At 28.8% G+C, this 20,273-nt stretch carries 13 protein-coding genes; 8 read left to right on the forward strand and 5 right to left on the reverse strand.

Translation table 11 applies throughout. The features are described 5' to 3' along the window. Positions 1-176 precede the first annotated feature (176 nt). The 3 genes from ELQ06_RS06155 to ELQ06_RS06165 are packed head-to-tail and all read left to right on the forward strand — an operon-like array spanning position 177 to position 7,579. The gene (locus tag ELQ06_RS06155) at positions 177-1,574 is read left to right on the forward strand and encodes a PD-(D/E)XK nuclease family protein (protein ID WP_052797996.1); all 1,398 of its coding nucleotides are present in this window, start codon (positions 177-179) and stop codon (positions 1,572-1,574) included. A 60-nt stretch (positions 1,575-1,634) separates the two neighbouring features. Then, the gene (locus tag ELQ06_RS06160; RefSeq protein WP_052854888.1) at positions 1,635-5,414 is read left to right on the forward strand and encodes an Eco57I restriction-modification methylase domain-containing protein; all 3,780 of its coding nucleotides are present in this window, start codon (positions 1,635-1,637) and stop codon (positions 5,412-5,414) included. Next, positions 5,414-7,579, forward strand: a complete 2,166-nt coding sequence (locus tag ELQ06_RS06165) for a pentapeptide repeat-containing protein (RefSeq protein WP_002896552.1) — start codon at positions 5,414-5,416, stop codon at positions 7,577-7,579. The genes ELQ06_RS06160 and ELQ06_RS06165 overlap by 1 nt, the downstream gene beginning before the upstream one ends. Before the next feature lie 29 nt (positions 7,580-7,608). Here ELQ06_RS06165 and ELQ06_RS06170 read toward each other — a convergent pair whose 3' ends face one another. Then, on the reverse strand, positions 7,609-8,310 hold the full coding sequence (locus ELQ06_RS06170) for an SIMPL domain-containing protein (RefSeq protein ID WP_002869937.1): 702 nt from the start codon (positions 8,308-8,310) through the stop codon (positions 7,609-7,611). Continuing rightward, on the reverse strand, positions 8,307-9,509 hold the full coding sequence (locus tag ELQ06_RS06175; protein ID WP_125975071.1) for a multidrug effflux MFS transporter: 1,203 nt from the start codon (positions 9,507-9,509) through the stop codon (positions 8,307-8,309). The genes ELQ06_RS06170 and ELQ06_RS06175 overlap by 4 nt, the downstream gene beginning before the upstream one ends. Positions 9,510-9,611: 102 nt before the next feature. Here ELQ06_RS06175 and ELQ06_RS06180 point away from each other — a divergent pair, with 102 nt between their 5' ends. Then, positions 9,612-10,961 (forward strand): DUF2130 domain-containing protein, encoded by a 1,350-nt coding sequence (locus ELQ06_RS06180; protein ID WP_052797993.1) that lies wholly within the window; start codon positions 9,612-9,614, stop codon positions 10,959-10,961. On the opposite strand, the gene ELQ06_RS06185 is transcribed toward ELQ06_RS06180, so the two are convergent. Both ELQ06_RS06185 and typA read right to left on the reverse strand, forming a co-directional pair. After that, a complete protein-coding gene (locus tag ELQ06_RS06185; RefSeq protein WP_052797992.1) occupies positions 10,958-11,608 on the reverse strand; it encodes a hypothetical protein in 651 nt (216 codons plus the stop codon). The genes ELQ06_RS06180 and ELQ06_RS06185 overlap by 4 nt on opposite strands. Continuing rightward, positions 11,608-13,416: a translational GTPase TypA gene (gene typA, locus ELQ06_RS06190; protein WP_002799607.1), complete on the reverse strand. Its 1,809-nt coding sequence runs from the start codon at positions 13,414-13,416 to the stop codon at positions 11,608-11,610. Before typA ends, ELQ06_RS06185 begins: the two co-directional genes overlap by 1 nt. Before the next feature lie 134 nt (positions 13,417-13,550). Between typA and ELQ06_RS06195 the strand changes: the two genes are divergently transcribed. Genes ELQ06_RS06195 through ELQ06_RS06210 form a run of 4 tightly spaced genes read left to right on the forward strand, consistent with a single transcriptional unit; the run spans position 13,551 to position 18,386 of the window. Continuing rightward, positions 13,551-13,874, forward strand: a complete 324-nt coding sequence (locus ELQ06_RS06195; protein WP_002824650.1) for a hypothetical protein — start codon at positions 13,551-13,553, stop codon at positions 13,872-13,874. A gap of 16 nt (positions 13,875-13,890) precedes the next feature. After that, on the forward strand, positions 13,891-15,807 hold the full coding sequence (locus ELQ06_RS06200) for a flagellar hook-length control protein FliK (RefSeq protein WP_134237488.1): 1,917 nt from the start codon (positions 13,891-13,893) through the stop codon (positions 15,805-15,807). Between the two features lie 53 nt (positions 15,808-15,860). Further along, a complete protein-coding gene (locus ELQ06_RS06205; protein WP_002805290.1) occupies positions 15,861-16,745 on the forward strand; it encodes a flagellar basal body rod modification protein in 885 nt (294 codons plus the stop codon). 3 nt (positions 16,746-16,748) lie between these two features. After that, a complete protein-coding gene (locus ELQ06_RS06210; protein WP_052776160.1) occupies positions 16,749-18,386 on the forward strand; it encodes a flagellar hook protein FlgE in 1,638 nt (545 codons plus the stop codon). 3 nt (positions 18,387-18,389) lie between these two features. Here the strand turns inward: ELQ06_RS06210 and ELQ06_RS06215 are convergent, their stop codons facing one another. Continuing rightward, positions 18,390-20,258 (reverse strand): flagellar assembly protein A, encoded by a 1,869-nt coding sequence (locus tag ELQ06_RS06215; RefSeq protein WP_052794127.1) that lies wholly within the window; start codon positions 20,256-20,258, stop codon positions 18,390-18,392. Positions 20,259-20,273 lie beyond the last annotated feature (15 nt).

Consider the following 20,273-nt stretch of genomic DNA (forward strand, 5'->3'; position numbering starts at 1 on the left):
AAGAAGCTAAGCACATCGTGGGTGATGATACTACGCCTTACTGGCAGGGGGAAAGTAGCTCATTGCGGACTTGTTAATTCTACTTAACTTGCCTATAAAATTAATAATCAGTTTTTTTAGTTTGTAATTAAAAATTTATCTACATGTAAAATTGTATAAAATTTGGAAAGTGATACATGGAAAAATTTATTGAAAGATTGCTTGAAGAAGATATTAAATTTGAAAAAGATGTGAATAATGGTTTGAGTGATATAAATATATTTGATGCTTTGAATATTGAAACAAAAGAAAATTATCATTCTAAATTTATAGCTTATTTAATTGATATAAATAAGGATCATTATCAAAAAAATTTTGCAAAGGTATTTTTAGAAAAACTTGGTAAGAGTTTAGTAAATACGAAATTTGAAAATTTAAACATAGAAGATATAAAAAGCGTAGAAACAGAAGCCTGCATAAAAGATAATAGAAGGATAGATATTTTAATAACATTAAGTGATAAAAGATATATTATAATAGAAAATAAAATTTATGCAAAAGATCAAAAAAATCAATTGAAAGATTATATTAATTTTGTAAGAAAAAATATCAAAAATATAAAAGATTGTTATAAAAACATATTGACTATATATTTGCATCAAGATGAGTGTGCTAGTCCTAGTGATTATAGTTTGGGAAATTTTACAATAAAGACAAATTTGATTAAAGATAAAAATGAAAATAATGTTAGCTATTATTTGAAGATGGATTACATGTGGATTAAGGAATGGATTGATGAGTGTATAAAAATATATGAAGAAAAATCAACCAAAGATCAAAAATTTATTCTTGATATACAAAACATTATTTTTACTTTAAATCAATACAAAAGTATTTTACAATGGTATATAACAGATGAGTATACTCAAAGAGATGATGTATTGGAATTTATTTTTCAAGACATTATAAAAATGCAAAATTTAAAAAATGCGATGATTTTATATAGATATAACAAAAACAAATCAGAGCTTAAAAATTTAAATGAAGAAAAATATAAAAAAGCTAAAGATATTATTCAGCATAAATGGAGCAATATCTGCGAATATATAATAGAAGAATTTTTTAATAGTTTTGAACACAAGGAAATTAAAATAGGCGATATAACTTTTATCGGCAATAAAATAGAAGAAAATCGTGTTAATTATGGTGTATTTATATTTTATCCTATTGATTATAAGAATGAAAGCATATATCCATGTATATATATTTATTTTAAAAAAAAATACTATGATATTATTGGTTTGACATTTGAAATTTCAAATGATGATGAAGAAGATATAGAAAATGAAAAATATAAAGAATGTTTAAAATTATTTAAAGATGTAAAAGAAGAAAATGTTAGAAAATATCAAAATCACTATTATTGTGATAAATTAATAAACAATGAAAAATTAGAAGGAGAATACGCTTTTATTTATTGGTTGATTGAAAATCAAAATTCTAAAAAAGATTTTATTCAAATTTTAAATGATTTTTTTATTAAAAAACCTATACAGGAAGCATATAAAGGTATTAATGATATATTAAATTCTTAAAAAATTTTATATAAAAGTAAAATTTGATAAAATACAAAATATTTTTTATAAAGGTTAAAAATGCATTTCACTTTGCTAAATGAAAAAGATTTTTTCAACCCATACTACCGCAAAAAGCAAATCATTCAAAATGAATTTGATATATTTAACAAGGCTTTAATGCAGTATTTAGAAAGACTTGAAAGTTCGCAAAGTGAAAATGAAGATTATCTTGTAGCTAATGCACTTAGTCCATTTTTAACCATGTTAAATTTCAAAACCCACATCAAAACCAAGCAAAAAGGCAAAAGTGAGATTGACTTATCCATCTCTAAAGATGAGTTTAGTAAAGACTTAGAAGTTCTTATTGAGGCTAAAAAGCCAAATTCAAAAGAATTTATCACTCATACAAAGGTAAATTCTAAAGCCTTACACGAGACTATTTTATATTATTTTAGAAATAGAGAGTATAGTTTTAGCTTAAAATTTATTATCATCACAGATTTTTATAAATTTTACATTTTTAAAATTAGTGAGTTTGAAGAGCTTTTTTATAAAAATCCAAGTTTTAAAAAACTTTTTGAAGAATTTTGTAATCCAAATTCACTTTTCAAAGGCAATACTGAAGAATTCTATAAAGAAGTAGCCAAACTCATAGAAAATTCCAAAGAAAACTTAAAAGGCTTTTTGATTGACTTGACGTTTTTAAAAGACAAACAAAAATCAAATTTTAAAAACCTAGCAAGTATTTATAAAACTTTTCATAGAGACTTTTTGCTAAGTGAGTTTAACCCCAACGATGCAAATTCACTCAACAACGCTTTTTACAAAGAGCTTTTATATATCTTAGGGCTTTGTGAGAGCAAACAAAACTCAAAACTCATCATCGCAAAAAGTGAAGAAAGCAAAGAAGAGCAAGGCACTTTCTACACCGCTATAAATTCTAAGCTTAAAGAAGAAAATTTTGAAACCATCTTAAAACTTTTGATCTTATGGCTTAATCGCATTTTGTTTTTAAAGCTTATAGAGTCAAATTTGGTGCGTTTTAATGATGATAAAAATTTGAAATTTTTAAATTTCAAAAAAATCCCTGATTTTGACAAGCTTAGCGAACTTTTCTTTGAAGTTTTAGCCAAAGAAAAAAGCACGCGAAAGAAAAGCGAATTTGCTTATCTGCCTTATCTAAATTCTTCTTTGTTTGAAAAACAAAGCATAGAAAACACGCTTGAAATTTCAAGCTTAAGTAATGACTTAAAGCTTTTTTACTATAAAAACACCGTGCTAAAAGATGATAAATGCAAGGCTAAAAAAGGACAAGTGGGGCTTTTAGAATACTTGTTTGAATTTTTGGATAGTTTTGATTTTGGTAGCGATGATGAGCAAAGCGAAATTTTAAGCCAAAAAGAACTCATAAGTTCAAGTGTTTTAGGAAATGTGTTTGAAAAACTCAATGGCTACAAAGAAGGAAGCTTTTACACGCCAAGCTTTATCACTTCTTATATGTGCAAAGAAAGCATCACAAAAGTTGTGCTTGATAAATTCAACGCTCAATTTGATCTTGATGCTAAAGATATAAGCGAACTAAGAAAGTCTTTAAGAAAAGAAGACAAAAAAGCACAAAAAGAGCTTTTAAACTCTATAAAAATTTGCGATCCTGCGGTGGGAAGTGGGCATTTTTTGGTTTCTGCTTTAAATGTTATGTTAAGCATTTATGATGAGCTAAATCTTTTTGATGAAGAATTTTATCTAGAAGTGCAAAACGATGAAATTCTCATCACGGGTAGAAAAGGTGAGTTTATAGAGTATAAACGCCCAAGTACGCCTAAAGATAAAGCCCATCTTATCCAACAAGAACTTTTTCACACTAAAAAAGACATCATAGAAAACAACCTTTTTGGAGTCGATATCAACCCTAACTCATGCGAGATCACCAAGCTAAGGCTTTGGATAGAGCTTTTAAAACATAGTTTTTATCAAAGCTTTGATGATGAAAATTATCACGATCTTAAAACATTACCAAACATCGATATAAACATAAAATGCGGAAATTCTTTGGTATCTTACTTTGAAACAGGCAAAAGCCTAAACCACTATCCTAACATCAAAGAACGCATTAACAAATACAAACGCATAGTAAAAGACTATAAAGAAGGCTTTTACACAGATAAAAGCCACATCAACCAAGAGATAAAAAATCTCAAAATTTCTTTTAAAAATTTCTGTTTTGCAGATAAATTTAAAAAAGAAATGAAAGGCTTTAACGATAAATGCGAAAAATACTCTAAAAAATACGGAAATTTCTTAGCTGTAGATGATGAAAATTTGAAATTCTTTGTTAGTGCGAATTTGACTCTTTTTGACTTTGATGAAAAAGAAGCCACAAAAGAATTTGCAAATCTTAAAAAAGAATACGACAATATCTTTAACCTAGAAAGCAATCATCCTTTTGAATGGCGTTTTGAATTCCCTGAAATTTTGGACGATGATGGAAATTTCAAAGGCTTTGATCTCATCATCGGCAATCCACCTTATATAAGAATACAAGGACTAGATAAAAATTCATCGCAATATTATAAAAAACATTTTAAAGTTGCAAGCAAAAATTATGATATATATATTTTGTTTATAGAACAATGTTTTAAACTTATCAAGAAGCAAGGTGTAATTTCTTTTATAATGCCTCATAAATGGTTTAATGCTGATTTTGGAGTAAATTTAAGAGAATTTGCAAAAGATAAAATTAGCAAAATCATATCCTTTGAAGAATTTCAAATTTTTGATGCTTCAACATATACGGCTTTACAATGGTTTGAAAACAATTCTTTGCATTTGAAATTTATACAAGCAGACAAAAACATAAAGACAAAAGAAGAAATGTCGAATTTTATTTTTAACTTAAAAGAGGAAAATTTTAAAATGATAAATAATAAAAAATTATCCTCTTCATTTTGGAGTTTTGAAGAAAATTCAAATCAAGAAATTTTTTCAAAAATCAATCAACATATATCTGTAAAAGATATCTTTTCTAAGATTTTTCAAGGTTTGGCTACAAGCAAAGATAGTGTTTATTTTTTAAAAGATTGTCAAGAAAATAAAAATTCTGTTAAAGGGTATTCTAAAGAGCTTGATAAAGAAGTGGAAATAGAAAAAGAAATTTTAAAACCACTTTTAATGGGTGATAGTTTTCATAGATATGAAAAACCTATTTCAAATTCAATGGTTTTATTTCCTTATTATAGACAAGATAATACAGATGTTAAAAAAATGTGTCTTTATGATGAAAATGAGCTTAAATCCAAATTTCCAAAGGCTTGGGAGTATTTGAAAGAATGTGAAAGTATTTTGAGGGCTAGAGAAAATGGAAGATTGTCTAGTGATGATTTATGGTGGAGGTATATTTATCCAAAAAATCAAACATTATTTAATAAGGAAAAGTTGCTTTGTCCCGATATTTGCAATAATACGCATTTTGTTTTAGATAATCTCGGAGAATTTTATTTTACTACAACAATTTATGGTTATGTTAGAAACGAAGAATATAAAAATTTAGATTATAAATATTTAATGGCTGTTTTAAATTCATCGTTAACTTGGTGGTTTTTACAAAAAACTAGCGTTGTGATGAGGGGTGGATTTTATAGGATTAAACCAGCTTATATAGAAAAATTTTGCATACCAAAAATAAATTCTAAAAATCAAAAAATAGCCGATGAGCTTATAAATTCAGTCGATGAAATTTTAAAAGCCAAAGAACAAGACAAAAACGCAAACACCCAAGAACTAGAAAACAAAATCAATTCTTTGGTTTATAAACTTTACAATCTCACCGAAGAAGAAATAAAAATCATAGAAGGGAAATAATGAAAAGAAATATATATGAAATCGAACTAGAGATACCAAATAGCGGTATTTTTATAATGAGTTTGGAAAATGAAAATTTAATTATTTCTTTAAATGTTGTGAAATTTATAGAAATCAATGCAGAAAAAATTGCAACTTTAGATGGAAAGTTAGATGCTGGAGAATTGGCTAAACCATTAAATCCGTATATTATCTATAAAACTTTAGAAGAAAATCATAAAAATAATTTTAATGGCGTTAAAATTATAGACAAAATAGAAGAAGAAAATAACATTGTTTATTATTTTAATTTCGGATTAACATTAAACACTTTTATAGAACAAATAAAAGAAAATATAGATGAAACTTTATTAAAAAAAATAAATAAAATGAAAAATTTTATATCATTTTGTTGTTTTTCTTGTGAAATAGCAGGAGATACTACTTCAATTTCCCTAAGTGAACTTGAAAATTTAAAAAATAGTTATGGCTATGAAGGAAAAAACTATAAAAGTATTTTTAAAAAAGAAGTTTATATAAACTATAGTTGCCTTGAAAGAATAGTTTTTTCAAATTGCGAATTTAAATCTAAAATATCTTTACATAAAATTGATAATAGTCATAAAATTGCTTTTTGCAATGGTATAGATTTTGCAAATTGTATTTTTGAAGATGATGTAAATTTTAAACGCTTTGTATCAGGCACTCCATTGCCTGATAATAAGTATTATAATAATGAAAGAGATACTATATTTGAAAATTGTATTTTTAATAAAAGAGTTGATTTCCATAATTCTAAATTTGTTAATAGTGTATATTTTACTAATTCTCATTTTAAAGATTATGTTGATTTTCACGCGTGTGAATTTAATAAAATAGCTTGTTTTTATGGAGTTACATTTGATAAAGCTCCGAATTTCAGTGCTTGTTATTTTAAAGAACCAAAAGCTGTAAATTTAATCAATGTCGATATAGATAAGCTAGATTTTAAATCAGTGGAGAAATATATAGAAGATAATTATCAAGATGAGACGTGTGAAAATAAACAAGAAATAACAGAAGAACAGCGTAATAATAATTGTAAATTAAAATGTGCCAAACATTTAAAAGATTCTTTCAGAGTCATAAAAGATGTTTTAATCACACAAAATAATACCCTAGAAGCTCAAGAATGGCATAAATTAGAACTTTATGTGAAAGAGAAAGAAAATCACATAAATCTAAATGTTAAGGAAAGAGAAAAAAATACTGATATATTTAAGAATATATTAATATGGTTTAATTGTGTTTTGTTGAATGTGTATAGAAATACTAGTGATCATCATAATGATTTTTTAAAAATTTTGAATTTTACTATAGGGATGATTGCTTTATATGGAGTGTTTTTTTATCTATTGTTAGAAGTATATATGTATTTAGATATTATATTTATTGAAAGTTTTTTTAGATTTAAAATCATAGATTATATATATTTGTGTTTGTTTGTATTTTTAACTATTATTATGTTTTTATATAAAAATAAGAAAAGTATTTTTACAAAATCTATTTTATTTTTAACAATATATATAACTTTTTATATTGTTTATATTAAAATTTTAAATTTTATCAATATTACATATTTTAGAGAATGGTTTTTTTATTTATTGTGCTATATTATTGGTATATATATATTCTATCTTGCATTTATATTCATTTCAAAATTTAAGTTCATTAATTTTATACTTAAATTATACATATATCTTGCATTTTTGTCTATTTGGATTTTAAGTTCGAATTTTATAAATCCTTTTACAGGTGTATTTTCATCAGATAAGCTTTATGAAAGTCAATTTGAAAAAAGTTTAAATGATTTAAATACGAGTGCTATTATAAATCTAGCAAGCATATTGCAGAATGATTTTAATCTCCATTTAAAAGATCAAAATATTTCTTTTACAGAGTTAAATTCAGCTAAAGCATTGATAGTAGCAAATAAAGAAAATCTTTTAAAATTAAACGATGTAAATTCAAATATAACCAAGGAAGTTTTAGGAGAAAAATATACAGAACTTTTAAAGACTATAAATCAAGACAAGATTATAGAAAACATCATAAAATCCACTGGTGTTTTATATGGCATTATACTTTTGCTTTGTATATTCTCACTCCAAAAAACCGCACGAAAAAATTCCATAGTGCCAAGCTAAGCCTTAAAGCTTAGCTTGAAAATTCATCATCAGTCTTTCAAATAGTATTCTATAGTAGAAACCACTCTTATGGTTTTGATATAAGGTGTGTTTTTATCCCTGTTGCTGATGCTAAATTGCCCTTGAGAAGCCTTTTTTATCTTGCCTAGATGGCTGTTTGAATCTTGTGCGAATTTTATCGCTGCATTTCTAGCATTGAGCGTTGCTTCTTCTATCATTTGAGGTTTTATCTCATTTAGCTTGGTGTAAAGGTATTCTATGTCATAATTATCGATTTTCGTTACTATGCCAAATTTTGCAAGACTTGAAATGTTTTCTAGTATGCTTTTTCCAAGCTTTACATTTTGAGTATAGATGAGTAAATTCGCAGTGCCTATGTATCGGTATGTAGCTTGAGTGTCGTTGCCATAAGGATCGCTTAAACGATCTATGATGTTTGGCGAGTTGTAGCTGATCTCATCTTCTTTTACGCCTTGTTTTTCTAAAAATTTGATGATATTTTCTTTATCTTGTTCTAGTTCTTCGTATAAATTTGTAAGATTGTTGTTTGATCTTGTGAATTTTATAGGAAGTATCAAAGTATCCGCTTCGACTTCTTTTTGACTTAAACCCTTTACACTTACACTTCTTTCAAGTGTTTTAAAATCACTTAAAGCCTTGTTAAATCCAAAAGCTAGAATCAAACTTGCCAAAACTATGGCTAAAGCCATAAAGATATTATTTGTTTTCATTTTTTATCCTTTATTTTGATTAGAAAATATATCATATTTGCAACCAATACGCAAGCACACATTACAAAAGCAAGGATTATCGGCGTATTTGCGTTAATAGCCCCAACCACAAAAGAAATAAGCCCTGCAAAACCAAATTGCACCGTTCCAAGCACCGCAGAAGCAGTTCCGCTATGTTCTTTAAACCTTGCCATAGCCAAAGTCGTGGTATTGGGTGCGATGAAGCCAAGCATAGCGATACTTGTAAAAATACTAAGTTCAAAAAGCAAGAAATTTGGATGAAAAAAGGCATTTACAAGTAAAATCACAGTCGATATAAACATTATCATCAAAGCTTTTGCCAAAATTTTTTCGCTTTCGTATTTTAAAACCAATCTCGCATTTATATTTGCACAGATGACAAAACCTAAAGCATTTGCCCCAAAAAGCAAGGCAAATTTTTGCTCACTTAAGCCAAAAAACTGCGTAAAAACAAAGCTTGATCCTGTGATATAAGCAAACATCGCCGCCAAAGCAAAAGAAGCACATAGTATATAAACCAAAAAGCGTTTATCGCTTAAAACAAATTTGTAGCTTTTCATCGCTTCATGATGGGAAAATTTTTTGTTTTTAAGATGAGGTGCGGATTCTTTTAAACCAAAAAGTATCATCAAAAAAAGCAAAATTCCCAAAGCAAACAAAGTCGCAAAAATACTATGCCATGAAAAATACTCTAACAAAAATCCCCCAAAAGTTGGCGAAAGCATAGGAGCAAGAGAACTAAAAACCATCATCAAAGCAAAAATCCCTGCAGCTTCTTTGATCTCAAACAAGTCATTGACAATAGCCCTTGCGATAACCACACCTGCACAACTCCCAAGTGCTTCAAAAAATCTCAAAGCGATAAAAGCATAAATATCATCGATAATCACACAAAACAAACTCGAAACGATGAAGAAAAATATCCCCACCAAAGCTGGAATTTTACGCCCAAAAATATCACTTAAAGGACCATATATAAGCTGTCCTAAGGCAAAAGCGATAAAAAAACTTGCAATACTAAGTTGGGTTAAAAAAGAATTAGTTTGAAAACTTTGCTCCACATGAGAAAGTGCGGGCAAATACATATCTGTAGAAAGCGGTGCTATGCTTGACATCAAAGCAAGGATAACGATGAGTTTAAATTTAGCAAAGCCGTGAATTTTGGTGTGTTTTTGCATTTGTAATCCTAATTATTCTAAAAGAATGATTTTAACAAGTCAATCTTAGAATAATCTTTGTTTTTCTATGTTAAATTTAGGGAAAAATTCTAAGGAAATTTTATGCAAAATTTAAACCAAAATGAACAAATCAAATGCCCAAGTTGTGGAAGTTTTATCGATATCAGCACTGCTTTATATGCTCAAATTTTAGATAAAGCTAAACAAGAAATGCTAAAACAAAAAAAAGAATTTGATGATGAGGTAAATGCCAAAAGAGCTGAATATACCAAAGCTTTAAATGATTTAAAAACTCAAAAGATAGAACAAGAAAAACTCATAAGCGAGCAAGTAAGCCAAAAGCTTCTTTTAGAAAAGCAAAAATTTGAACAAGAACTTCTTATACAAAAGCAAAATTTCCAAAAAGAATTCAGCGAGAAATTTAACAAAGAGCATGAAAATGAAATGAAAATCATGCAAGAAGAACTCGAGAAAAAAAGCAAAGAACTTAGCGAGTTTTTAAGCATAAAGGCTGAAAATGAAAGGCTAAAAAGAGAGCAAAAAGAAAATGAAGAAAGATTGAAATTTCAAGCCAAAGAAGAGGCTTTTAAAGAATTTAAAGAACAAGAAAGCAAAAATTTGGAATTTGAAAGAGAAAAAATGCGTCTTGAATTTCAAAAAAGTACTCAAGAGCAAGATCTTAAATACAAAGAACTAGAAACGAATTTTAAAAGTGTAGCTCAAAAGCTAGAAGACGCACAACGCAGGATAGAACAAGGCTCACAGCAACTCCAAGGCGAAGCAGCCGAACTACTCATAGAAGAATACATACAAAGTGAGTATTTAAGCGATGAAGTAAAAGAAGTGCCAAAAGGCGTAAATGGAGCTGATTGTCTGCATATAGTAAAGGATAATTTTGGAAATATTTGCGGAAGTATTTTGTATGAGAGCAAACGCACTAAAGAATTTAATAAAGAATGGCTGGATAAACTTAAACTAGACAGCATAGCTGCAAAAAGTGATATAGCGGTTTTGATTACAAAAACTATGCCAAAAGATAAAGAAAAAACGCATTTTAAAGAAGGAATTTTGATCTGTACTTTTAATGAATTCAAAGGTGTTTTAGCAGTGCTTAGAGAAAGCATTATAAATTCTTATAAACTCAAAAATGCTTTGCAAAACAAAGATGAAAAAAATCACATTTTATACGAATACTTAAATTCCAAGGAATTTAACACGCAAATCACTTTTATACTCAAAACTTACCAAAATATGAAAGAAGAGTTAGAAGCTGAAAAAAGGGCTTTGCAAAATATATGGAAAAAAAGAGAAAGAGCTATAGAAAATCTAAGTTTTAATTCCACTGCCATAGTGAGTTCTTTAAATGCGATATTTAGCGACTTACAAGGTGGAAATTTGATAGGCGAAGAAGGGCTTAAAAGCTTGGAAAATTTGGCTAAAGATGAGGATTAAATTTTGATGATTTTTTCTTCTATTAGCTTGAGATTGTTTTCTAAATTTTTGAAATTTTTCTCTAGACTTTCTTTTAAGTCTATGAAAAAAGGATTTGTTAGAGTGGCGATAAGATAGTGATTGTCCTTAGAAAAAACATGATTTAAAGTGAAATTTTTATCTTGAAGTTTGATATAAATTTGCTCTTCATTTTCAAAGCTAGGATTTTTGTTTGCACTTAAAATTTCGAGCAAAATTCCGCAAAAAAAGCGTTTATTTTCGTCCAAAAACTGAATATCATAAATTTTAAAATCCTTAAATTCAAAGCAGTTTTGACTTTTAAATTCTTTCAAATCCTTTGTAAGTCCTAATTTTAAAAAGTCTTTTTGGCTTAAACTTTGCTTTTTAAATTTTGCCCCAAAACGACGCAAAAATAAATTTAAAGCATTAATTTGTAATTCTTTTTGTGCGAGTTTTAGTTTTTTAGCTGTAAAACGAAAGAAAAAAACACCTACAAAAACAGCTAAAATTACTGCGATTAAGGCATCTCTTATAAAAACAAAGGCTAAAAAACCTACAAGTAAGGCTTCGATAATGCTTAGGAATTTTAAGATTCCTAAGCGTTTAAGTATATAAAGTCTATTATTTTCTAAGCTTTTTAAATCCATTAAGATTTTGCTTTTTCCATTCTTTTTCTTTGAGTTGGGTCAAGATAGCGTTTGCGAACACGCACATTTACAGGTGTAACTTCTACAAGTTCATCTTCTTCTATCCACTCTAAAGCTCTTTCAAGACTTAATTTTCTAGGTGGCACAAGTTTGATTGCATCATCGCTTCCACTTGCTCTTACATTGGTAAGATTCTTTCCTTTGATAGGATTAACATCTAAATCATTTGGACGAGAGTGCTCACCTATAATCATACCGGTATAAACTTTAGTTTGAGGCTCTATGAAAAGTACTCCACGCTCTTGAAGGTTAAACAAAGAATACCCTAAAGCCACGCCATTTTCCATAGAAATTAACGCTCCATTATTACGCTTTTCAACCGCACCGCTAAAAGGACGGAATTCTAAAAAGCTATGATTCATCACGCCTTCGCCTTTGGTATCAGTTAAAAACTGACTTCTAAAACCTATAAGTCCGCGTGCTGGAATTTCAAACTCAAGCCTTGTTTGTCCATCGCCCGTTGGTGCCATGGTTTTCATTTCAGCTTTTCTTTTGCCAAGTTTTTCTATTACCGCACCGCTAAATTCTTCAGGCACATCGATAACTAAATGTTCAAAAGGTTCTGTTTTAACTCCATCTTCAACTTTTACGATAACTTCAGGTCTTCCCATGCAAAACTCAAAACCTTCACGACGCATATTTTCAGCTAAAATAGTGATTTGAAGTTCGCCCCTACCGCTTACTTTAAATTTACCTTCGCCTGTGCTTTCGTATTTCATAGCAATATTAGTTTTCATTTCAGCTTCTAAGCGTTCAGCGATTTTATTTGAAGTTACATGTTTTCCTTCAGTTCCTGCTAATGGTCCATCATTTACAGAAAATACTATGCTTAAAGTCGGCTCTTCAATGTGTAAAGGATCAAGTGGCATAGGATTGTTTGGATCTACAACGCTATCGCCAACATCTAAAGCTTCAAAACCTGCTATAGCTACAATATCTCCACTTCCTGCTTCTTCAATATCCATTTTTTCTAAGCCCATAAAACCAATGAGTTTTGAAATTCTACCATTTACTTTGGTGCCATCAGCTTTTGCAAGCATTACGCTTTGATTTTTCTTAACAACCCCATTGAAAATTCTAGCAATGCCTATTTTACCTACGAAATTATCATACCCTAAAGTGAAAACTTGAAGTTGTAAAGGATTGTCATTTGTACCACTTGGCGCTGGAACGCGTTCAAGTATGGTTTTAAAAAGTGGCTCCATATTATCACTTTCATCGTTTAGATCAAGCTTAGCATAACCATTTTTTGCTGCAGCATAAACTATAGCAAAGTCAAGTTGCTCATCGTTTGCATCTAGGGCTACAAAAAGATCAAAAATTTCATTGATCACTCTTTCAGGATCAGCAGCTGGTTTGTCGATTTTGTTGATTACAACTATAGGTTTAAGCCCTAAAGATAAAGCTTTTTTAACCACGAATTTAGTTTGCGGCATAACGCCTTCTTGAGCATCTACTAAAAGCAAAACTCCATCAATCATTTTTAAAACGCGTTCTACTTCTCCGCCAAAATCAGCATGCCCTGGAGTATCTATGATGTTGATTTTTGTACCTTTGTAATTGATCGCTGTGTTTTTTGAAAGTATGGTAATGCCACGTTCTTTTTCTATATCGTTGCTATCCATAACGCGTTCTGAAATTTGTTCTCTTTCGCTAAAGGTGCCTGATTGTTTTAATAATTCATCTACCATAGTGGTTTTACCATGGTCAACGTGAGCTATAACTGCTATATTTCTAATGTTTTCCAAATTTTCTTCTCCAAAGCTAAATTTTTAAAAGCTTAGATTATACAAAAATTTAACTTAAACTACAAAGCATCAAAACTTGGAACACTTCTTGCTTTAAAGACTTGTGAAATTAAAATTTTAAAAAGGAAGTTAAAATGTCAAAACCATTAAATGAAGAGATTTTTATTGAATTTAAAAGCGATTTAGCTGAGAGAAAAAATGAAGTTTTACTTCAAGTTTTAGAACTTTTAGAAACTTTTAGATCAGATAAAAACGAAAAAATGGCAAGAATTTCAAGTGAGCTTACAGAAATTTTAGAAAATGAAGAAAATTTAGAAAAAATTTTAAATGCTAAAAATTTAGAAGAGCTTTTAAATATTTTAATTGCTTTAAATGAAGATAAGATGATTAAAGTATATGAAGATTCTTATTTGAAAGAAAAATTTCCTAATGTAATGGTAGATAAATTTTTAAAATAATTTTTTTGAAGGAAAAGTGATGTCAAATTTAGCTCCGCAAAATGATGTTTTAAATCTTACGCCGAGTAAAACTTCTAATACTAGTAGTTCCTTTAGTAAAACGAGTAAAAATAAAGAACATGAAAGTAGCGATAGTAAAAATTCAACTCAAGATGATACGGAAAGTTTTTTAAATTCTTTGCTTAATTCTATTGATGAAACCAATGAATTTTTACCTGATCATATGAAGATCAGTCAAAAAGAAGTTGTTAATGAAGCGATGAACAGACTTCAAAAAGGAGCTTTTGATGAGAGTGATAAGATAAGCATTTTCGAATCTGCTTCTTTTATGCAAATTCTTTCTTTGTTGGATAAGCTAAAAACAGATACAGCAGATGTTAAACTAGCAAATCTTTCTACTCAACTTTCAAGTCTTATTAAAACAGAGGCTAATTTTAATGCTTTAAAAGGTGCATCAAATCTTAGTGAGCTTTTGGACATAGCTAAAGATCTGGGCTTAAATGTAAAAAATATTAAAGTAGATCGTCTTCTTGATCTTAAAGCAACTTTTCCAAATTTAGATAAGGCTGATTTTTTTAAGGGTGCTGTGGATAATGTTTTTAAAGAAATCATCAATAATAAAATTTCCAATGTGAGTAAAAATTTAAATCACAATTTAGAAAATACAACTCATACTACAAGCACTCATTCTACGCAAAAAACAAATTCTAAAGATAGCGGTTCTTTGCTTTCTCAAACTTTAAAAAATTTAGATTCCATACTTTCATCCAAAGAAAGCAAACATGAAAAAAACGATAAAGTTAAATCAAAAATAGAAGAAGATACCACAGATGCTAAAAATACTTTAACAAATATCAAAAATGATGAGTTTGCAAAAAATTTAACAGAAGAGTTAAATATAAAAGATAAAAAAAACCAAGATAATTTAAATAAAGATAACAATCTTAAAGATTTAAATAAAGAAAGCAAAGACTTAAACAAAGATTTTAATAAAGATTTTAATAAAGAGTTAAATAAAGAGTTAAATAAAGAGTTAAATAAAGAGTTAAATAAAGAGTTAAATAAAGAGTTAAATAAAGAGTTAAATAAAGAGTTAAATAAAAATCAAGAAAAAAACAATTTAAATCAAGAAAATATACAAGATCAAAATAAAAATTTAAAGAACAATAATCAAAATTTAAATCTTGATAAAAATTTAAATAAAGAAATTGTCAAAGATACTCAGAATTTAGTTTCAAATTTAACACAAAAAGATTTTAATCTAAATAAAGAGCCTAAAAACAACAACAAAGAAAATAAAGATATAAAACAAAATTTCTTTGATCAAAAATTAAATTTTGAAAATTTAAATAAAACTCAAGTAGTTCAAAACAAAGAGAATAATGCAAATTTTAATAATAATACTACCAATAAAGAAACTTTTACTCAAGAGCAAACAAAAACGCACAGTGAAAATGTAGATAAAAATAGCTTAGATGAGTTAAATTCTTTAGTCAAAGATTTAAATAAAGTAACACAAAACAATGCTCGCAATATCACTCCTAAAGAAACTTTGCAGTATTTTTCACAAGATTTAAAAGAGGCTGTGGATCAATACAAAGCACCTATTACTAAACTTAGTATCACTCTAAATCCTAATAATCTTGGAGAAGTGGAGGTAACTTTGATACAAAGAGGTAATAACCTTCATATCAATTTCAACTCCAATACCAATGCAATGAATTTGTTTATCCAAAATCAAGCCGAGTTTAAAAATTCTCTTGTAAATATGGGATTTACTGGACTTGAAATGAATTTTAGTGATCAAGGTAAAAGAGAGCAAAATCAAAATCAAGGAAAAAATCGTAGTGGATATGGTTTTAAAGATGCTTTAGATGGAAAAAATGAAAGTGAAAAAGTCAATCTAGAGCTTGTTTTAGCGAAGTATTTTTAAGTTGGAACACTTATTGCTTAAATAATAAAAAACTAAATAAAAAGGAGTTTATAATGATATCATCATCGGATTGGAATTTAAATACCACTGCTACAACTTCAGGTACTACTTCTTCAGGAAGTACTAGTGGAACAACTAGAACAGATTCAAGCAGTAGCTCAGGAATAGTGAGCAATCCAAATGCTACCTTAGATAAGGATGCGTTTTTAAAACTTCTTTTGATAGAGCTTCAACATCAAGATCCAACAGATCCTATGGATAGCGATAAAATGCTTACTCAAACTTCACAACTTAGTGCACTTGAAATGCAGCAAAATACCAATACAACTATGCAAAAAATGGTTGAAACTATGCAAAAGCTTTCTGATTCTTTTAGTACAAGTATGAGTACTTCAGCTTTAGGGGCTATTGGTAAAATGGCAACTGTTTCAGATAATAAAATCAAACTTACAGGTGCAGATGAGCTTATCGCTCTTAAAATGTATTTGCCTGAAGATTCTGATGAAAACGGTGTTACGTTAGAAATTTATGATAGCAATAATAAACTTGTTTTCAGTGAAAAAAGCGATGCTAAATCTATTTCTCAAGGTTTATTTACCATGGAGTGGCCAGGAAGAAATAACGATGGGGTTTATGCAGGTGATGGTGAGTACACTGTTAAAATGGTTTATAATAATAAAAATGGTGAAAAAATCACTGCAAATTACGGAACCTATCCTATCGAAGGTGTTGTTTTTAAAGATGGTGTTGCCTATGCAAAAATGGCTGGACAAGAAGTTCCTTTTGATGCAATACAAGAAATAACAGATTATAAGCTTGGTTCATCTTCATCTACTGGAGGAAGCGGTTCAAGTGGAGACTCAAGTGGTGGTTCAAGCGATGGAGATTCTTCTGGGTCTGGATCTACAGAAGATGGCGACAAAGAGGAAAAGGCATAAGCCATGATGAATTCATTTTATAATGGTATTTCTGGAGTAAAAAGCAATAGCTTTGGTATTGATATCACTGCTAATAACATAGCAAATGTCAATACCACGGGCTTTAAATACTCTGATGCTCAATTTAAAGATATTTTTTATACTACCATAACAACCCAATCAACCAACCCTGCTCAAGGTGGTTATGGTAGCGGTGCAGCATCTTCTCAAGTTGTTTTCGAACAGGGTTCTCCTGTTGCAAGTGATGGCGAATTTGATGTGGCTTTGCAAGGAAAAGGATTTTTTGGGGTTTTAGGGGCTGATGGCAATGCTTACTATACTAGAAATGGATCATTTAGAAGAGATGCCAATGGATATTTGGTAGATTCTTATGGAAATTTTGTTTTAGGAACAATGAATCCTGCTTTTACTGGTATTAACTATAGCGATAGAGTTGCTGGGCTTATGGGGGATTATCTTAACACAGGAACTCCAGTAAATAATGGTTTTACTGTAAATTCAAATAATTCTTTCAGTATAGGCACAACCGCTTCTCAAGGGGCTATTAAAGTACCTGTGAATATGTATTTACCTCCTCAAGTAACTCAAAATGTAAAATGGAGTGGAAGTTTAAATACTAACACAACAACAGAAGTAGTTAAAGTAGATCTTGATCCTAGTAAATTTAACATTACAAAAACTGAAGATGGAAAATATGTAGTTAGTGGTAGTGTTAGCAAAGAAGATGTGTTTAGTGCTAAAGCGGGTGATAGGATCATTTTAAATTTCACTGATGATAATGGCGTAAAAACAAGCTTTGAAGCGACTTTAGATGAAAATCTAAATTTTAAAAGCAATGAACTTGATTTAAAAGGCTTGGACGAAAATAGCATCAAGCTTGATACAGCTCAAATTTCAACAGAGCAACAAAAAGCCAATAAAGATATTTTAGAATCCCCTATTTATAATGCAGATGGAAGTAAAAGCACTTTAAGGGTTACACTTGAAAGAGTTTTACCACAAGAAGGCGATAATATACAATATAAAGCTATTGCACAAATTTATGATTCTAATGGCAATGCTGTAGGCAATCCGACTGAAGGAAATATGGTTTTTGATAAAAATGGTGCTTTGCTTCAAAACAATATTACAAGCATTGCAAATCCAAATGGTGGAACAATTAATATTGATTTGGGTTCTCCTTATGATGCTAACAAACCTGGTTCGGGTTATAGTGGGATTTATATTAAAGAAGGCGTCGAAAAAAATGTAGTTACACAACAAGATGGTGTAGCTGAAGGGTTTTTTGAACAATATAATATATCCGATGATGGAAGTATTGTTGCGCAATTTAGCAATGGTAAAAATGCCATAGTTGGAAAGCTTGCTTTATATAATTTTATCAATGAGCAAGGATTGGCTGCTATGGGAGATAATATTTTTGCAGCAACGGCAAATAGCGGTGATGCAAGCTTTATTATGAAAGATGGTCAAGTTGTTAATACAGCTAAATTTAAAGGTGGATTCTTAGAACAATCAAATGTTGATTTAAGCACAGAGCTTTCAAACCTTATCGTAACTCAAAAAGCTTTTGATGCAAGCTCAAAAAGTATTACTACAAGTGATCAGATGATACAAAAAGCCATTAATATGAAAAGATAATTTTTAGGAATTATCTTTTTCTAATTTTTCAAAAATAATTTTAATTTCTTCTATATCACTTTCGCTATAATTATGGCTTGATTTAATATAACTTACTTGCTGCCCTTTTTCAAGATATAAAACCTTTTCATAGTCTTTTAAATTTATATGATGTTTTAATTCAAGGTTGGTGTTTGTTTTAGGATAAAATTTTAAAAAATTATCCTTTCCGATATTTTTGGCTTTTATGTATATTTTTACATTGTAAACCATTTCATTTAAGAAATTTAATTTCGCATCAATTTGATATTTTAATTTTATAAGTTTTTTATACAAGATGCTAAGATGATTGTATTTTTTTATGATATCGTGATAAAGATTTGAAAATTTCATTTCTATAGCACTAGGATTTTTAGTCTTTTGAAGTTTGATGATTTTGATTTGATTTTTGATTAGATAATCATAATAATTTTGCATTTTGCTTATGGTGTCATCAAGCTTACTTTTTATTTTAAGGCTTAGGTTTTTAAGATTTTCGCATTCTGTATCTGAGTTGTTTTCAATAGAAACTAGTGGCGAAACTACGATATTGTTTTTAAATTTTATATTGTTTGCTATGATTAGATTTTTTCTTGGATATAAAGTATTATCTGTTAGTAAATTGCAAATATAAATATTTTCTGCTTCTATTTTTCCACCCATGCAGTTTTCAACAAATACATTTTTAGCTATAATTGTCCCATTTTCTAAATTTTTTATATATACAGTGTCAGCCTGCAAAGTTCCTTTGTGTATTGCAACAAAAACATCTTGTGCAAAAATTTCGCTTTTTGCATGAGTTAAGCCTTTTATGCTGATATTTTTTCCATGAAGTTTTGTCGCTCCAATGCTCCCATTTACTTTTATATCTGAAGCTTGAACATTTACAATACCTGATTTAATAGCATCATCGCTTATATCAAAATTAGTGATTTCTAAGTTTATATTTTCATTGGTATTTGTTTTGATTGAACCGGTTGTTTTAAGCCCTACTTGCGATAATTTTAAATTGTTTATAACGCTATATCCTGAGTGGTCTTTATTTAAAAATCCATAATTGGCGCTAAAATATTTAATTCTATCTTCTAGTTCTTCTACATAAATGCTTTCATCTTTTATGATAAAAGGATTATTAAGAAAGGCTATTGGATTTAAATGAAGGATTTCTCCTCTTAAATTTCTACCTTCTTTTCCAAGAATTCTATAAATGTATTCAAAAAGTAGCTCATTTTTTTCAATAGGTTTGCAGTAGTTCCCTTCATCATAGTTAGCATTTTCACTAAAACACACTTCTTCAACATTTCGATGATAGATAATTTCATCACTTTTATGTTCAATTTTATCTACACCTTTGGCAATTTCAAGCTCTAATTCTTTAATAGATGGATTTTTTTGTATTGATAAGATAAAATCATCGATTTTTGTAAATAAATTTTTATCAAGTCTTAAGATTAAAAATTTTTGCTTGATCATTATTTTGTAGATATTTTGCAAAATATCAAATTTTAAATTAGGGTAATATTTAAAATTTTCTGTAAGGTTGATACTGGCTTTTAGATGGGTTAGGTTGGAGTTGGATCTAAGTTTGACTGTAAAAGGAAAACTTTTTTTTGGATAAATTTCTATAAGAAATTTTTGTATTATGGTATTATAGTTTTTTACAAAAAAATCATCTGCATAAAACAAATCAAAATCTTTTCTTTCATAAGTTTTTGTTTTCGCTGGTTTTACACTAGAACACAGAAGTTTAAAATCTATAACTCTAAAATCAAGAATTTGTTCTGTGTTTGCTTGTTCGTGATTTAAACTTTCAAAAGGATTGAAAGTTTCTAAGGTTTTTACTTGAAAATTCATCTATCCCCCCCCCAT

Origin of the sequence: Campylobacter sp. CH246 (assembly GCF_004378835.1) — a bacterium.
In the GTDB taxonomy this organism is placed as follows: domain Bacteria; phylum Campylobacterota; class Campylobacteria; order Campylobacterales; family Campylobacteraceae; genus Campylobacter_D; species Campylobacter_D jejuni.

What these genes read in the sequence shown, in the direction of transcription:
- ELQ06_RS06155 (WP_052797996.1), top strand. Translation starts at nt 177, where the DNA reads ATGGAAAAATTTATTGAAAGATTGCTTGAAGAAGATATTAAATTTGAA.
- ELQ06_RS06160 (WP_052854888.1), top strand. Translation starts at nt 1,635, where the DNA reads ATGCATTTCACTTTGCTAAATGAAAAAGATTTTTTCAACCCATACTAC.
- ELQ06_RS06165 (WP_002896552.1), top strand. Translation starts at nt 5,414, where the DNA reads ATGAAAAGAAATATATATGAAATCGAACTAGAGATACCAAATAGCGGT.
- ELQ06_RS06170 (WP_002869937.1), bottom strand. Translation starts at nt 8,310, where the DNA reads ATGAAAACAAATAATATCTTTATGGCTTTAGCCATAGTTTTGGCAAGT.
- ELQ06_RS06175 (WP_125975071.1), bottom strand. Translation starts at nt 9,509, where the DNA reads ATGCAAAAACACACCAAAATTCACGGCTTTGCTAAATTTAAACTCATC.
- ELQ06_RS06180 (WP_052797993.1), top strand. Translation starts at nt 9,612, where the DNA reads ATGCAAAATTTAAACCAAAATGAACAAATCAAATGCCCAAGTTGTGGA.
- ELQ06_RS06185 (WP_052797992.1), bottom strand. Translation starts at nt 11,608, where the DNA reads ATGGATTTAAAAAGCTTAGAAAATAATAGACTTTATATACTTAAACGC.
- ELQ06_RS06195 (WP_002824650.1), top strand. Translation starts at nt 13,551, where the DNA reads ATGTCAAAACCATTAAATGAAGAGATTTTTATTGAATTTAAAAGCGAT.
- ELQ06_RS06205 (WP_002805290.1), top strand. Translation starts at nt 15,861, where the DNA reads ATGATATCATCATCGGATTGGAATTTAAATACCACTGCTACAACTTCA.
- ELQ06_RS06210 (WP_052776160.1), top strand. Translation starts at nt 16,749, where the DNA reads ATGATGAATTCATTTTATAATGGTATTTCTGGAGTAAAAAGCAATAGC.
- ELQ06_RS06215 (WP_052794127.1), bottom strand. Translation starts at nt 20,258, where the DNA reads ATGAATTTTCAAGTAAAAACCTTAGAAACTTTCAATCCTTTTGAAAGT.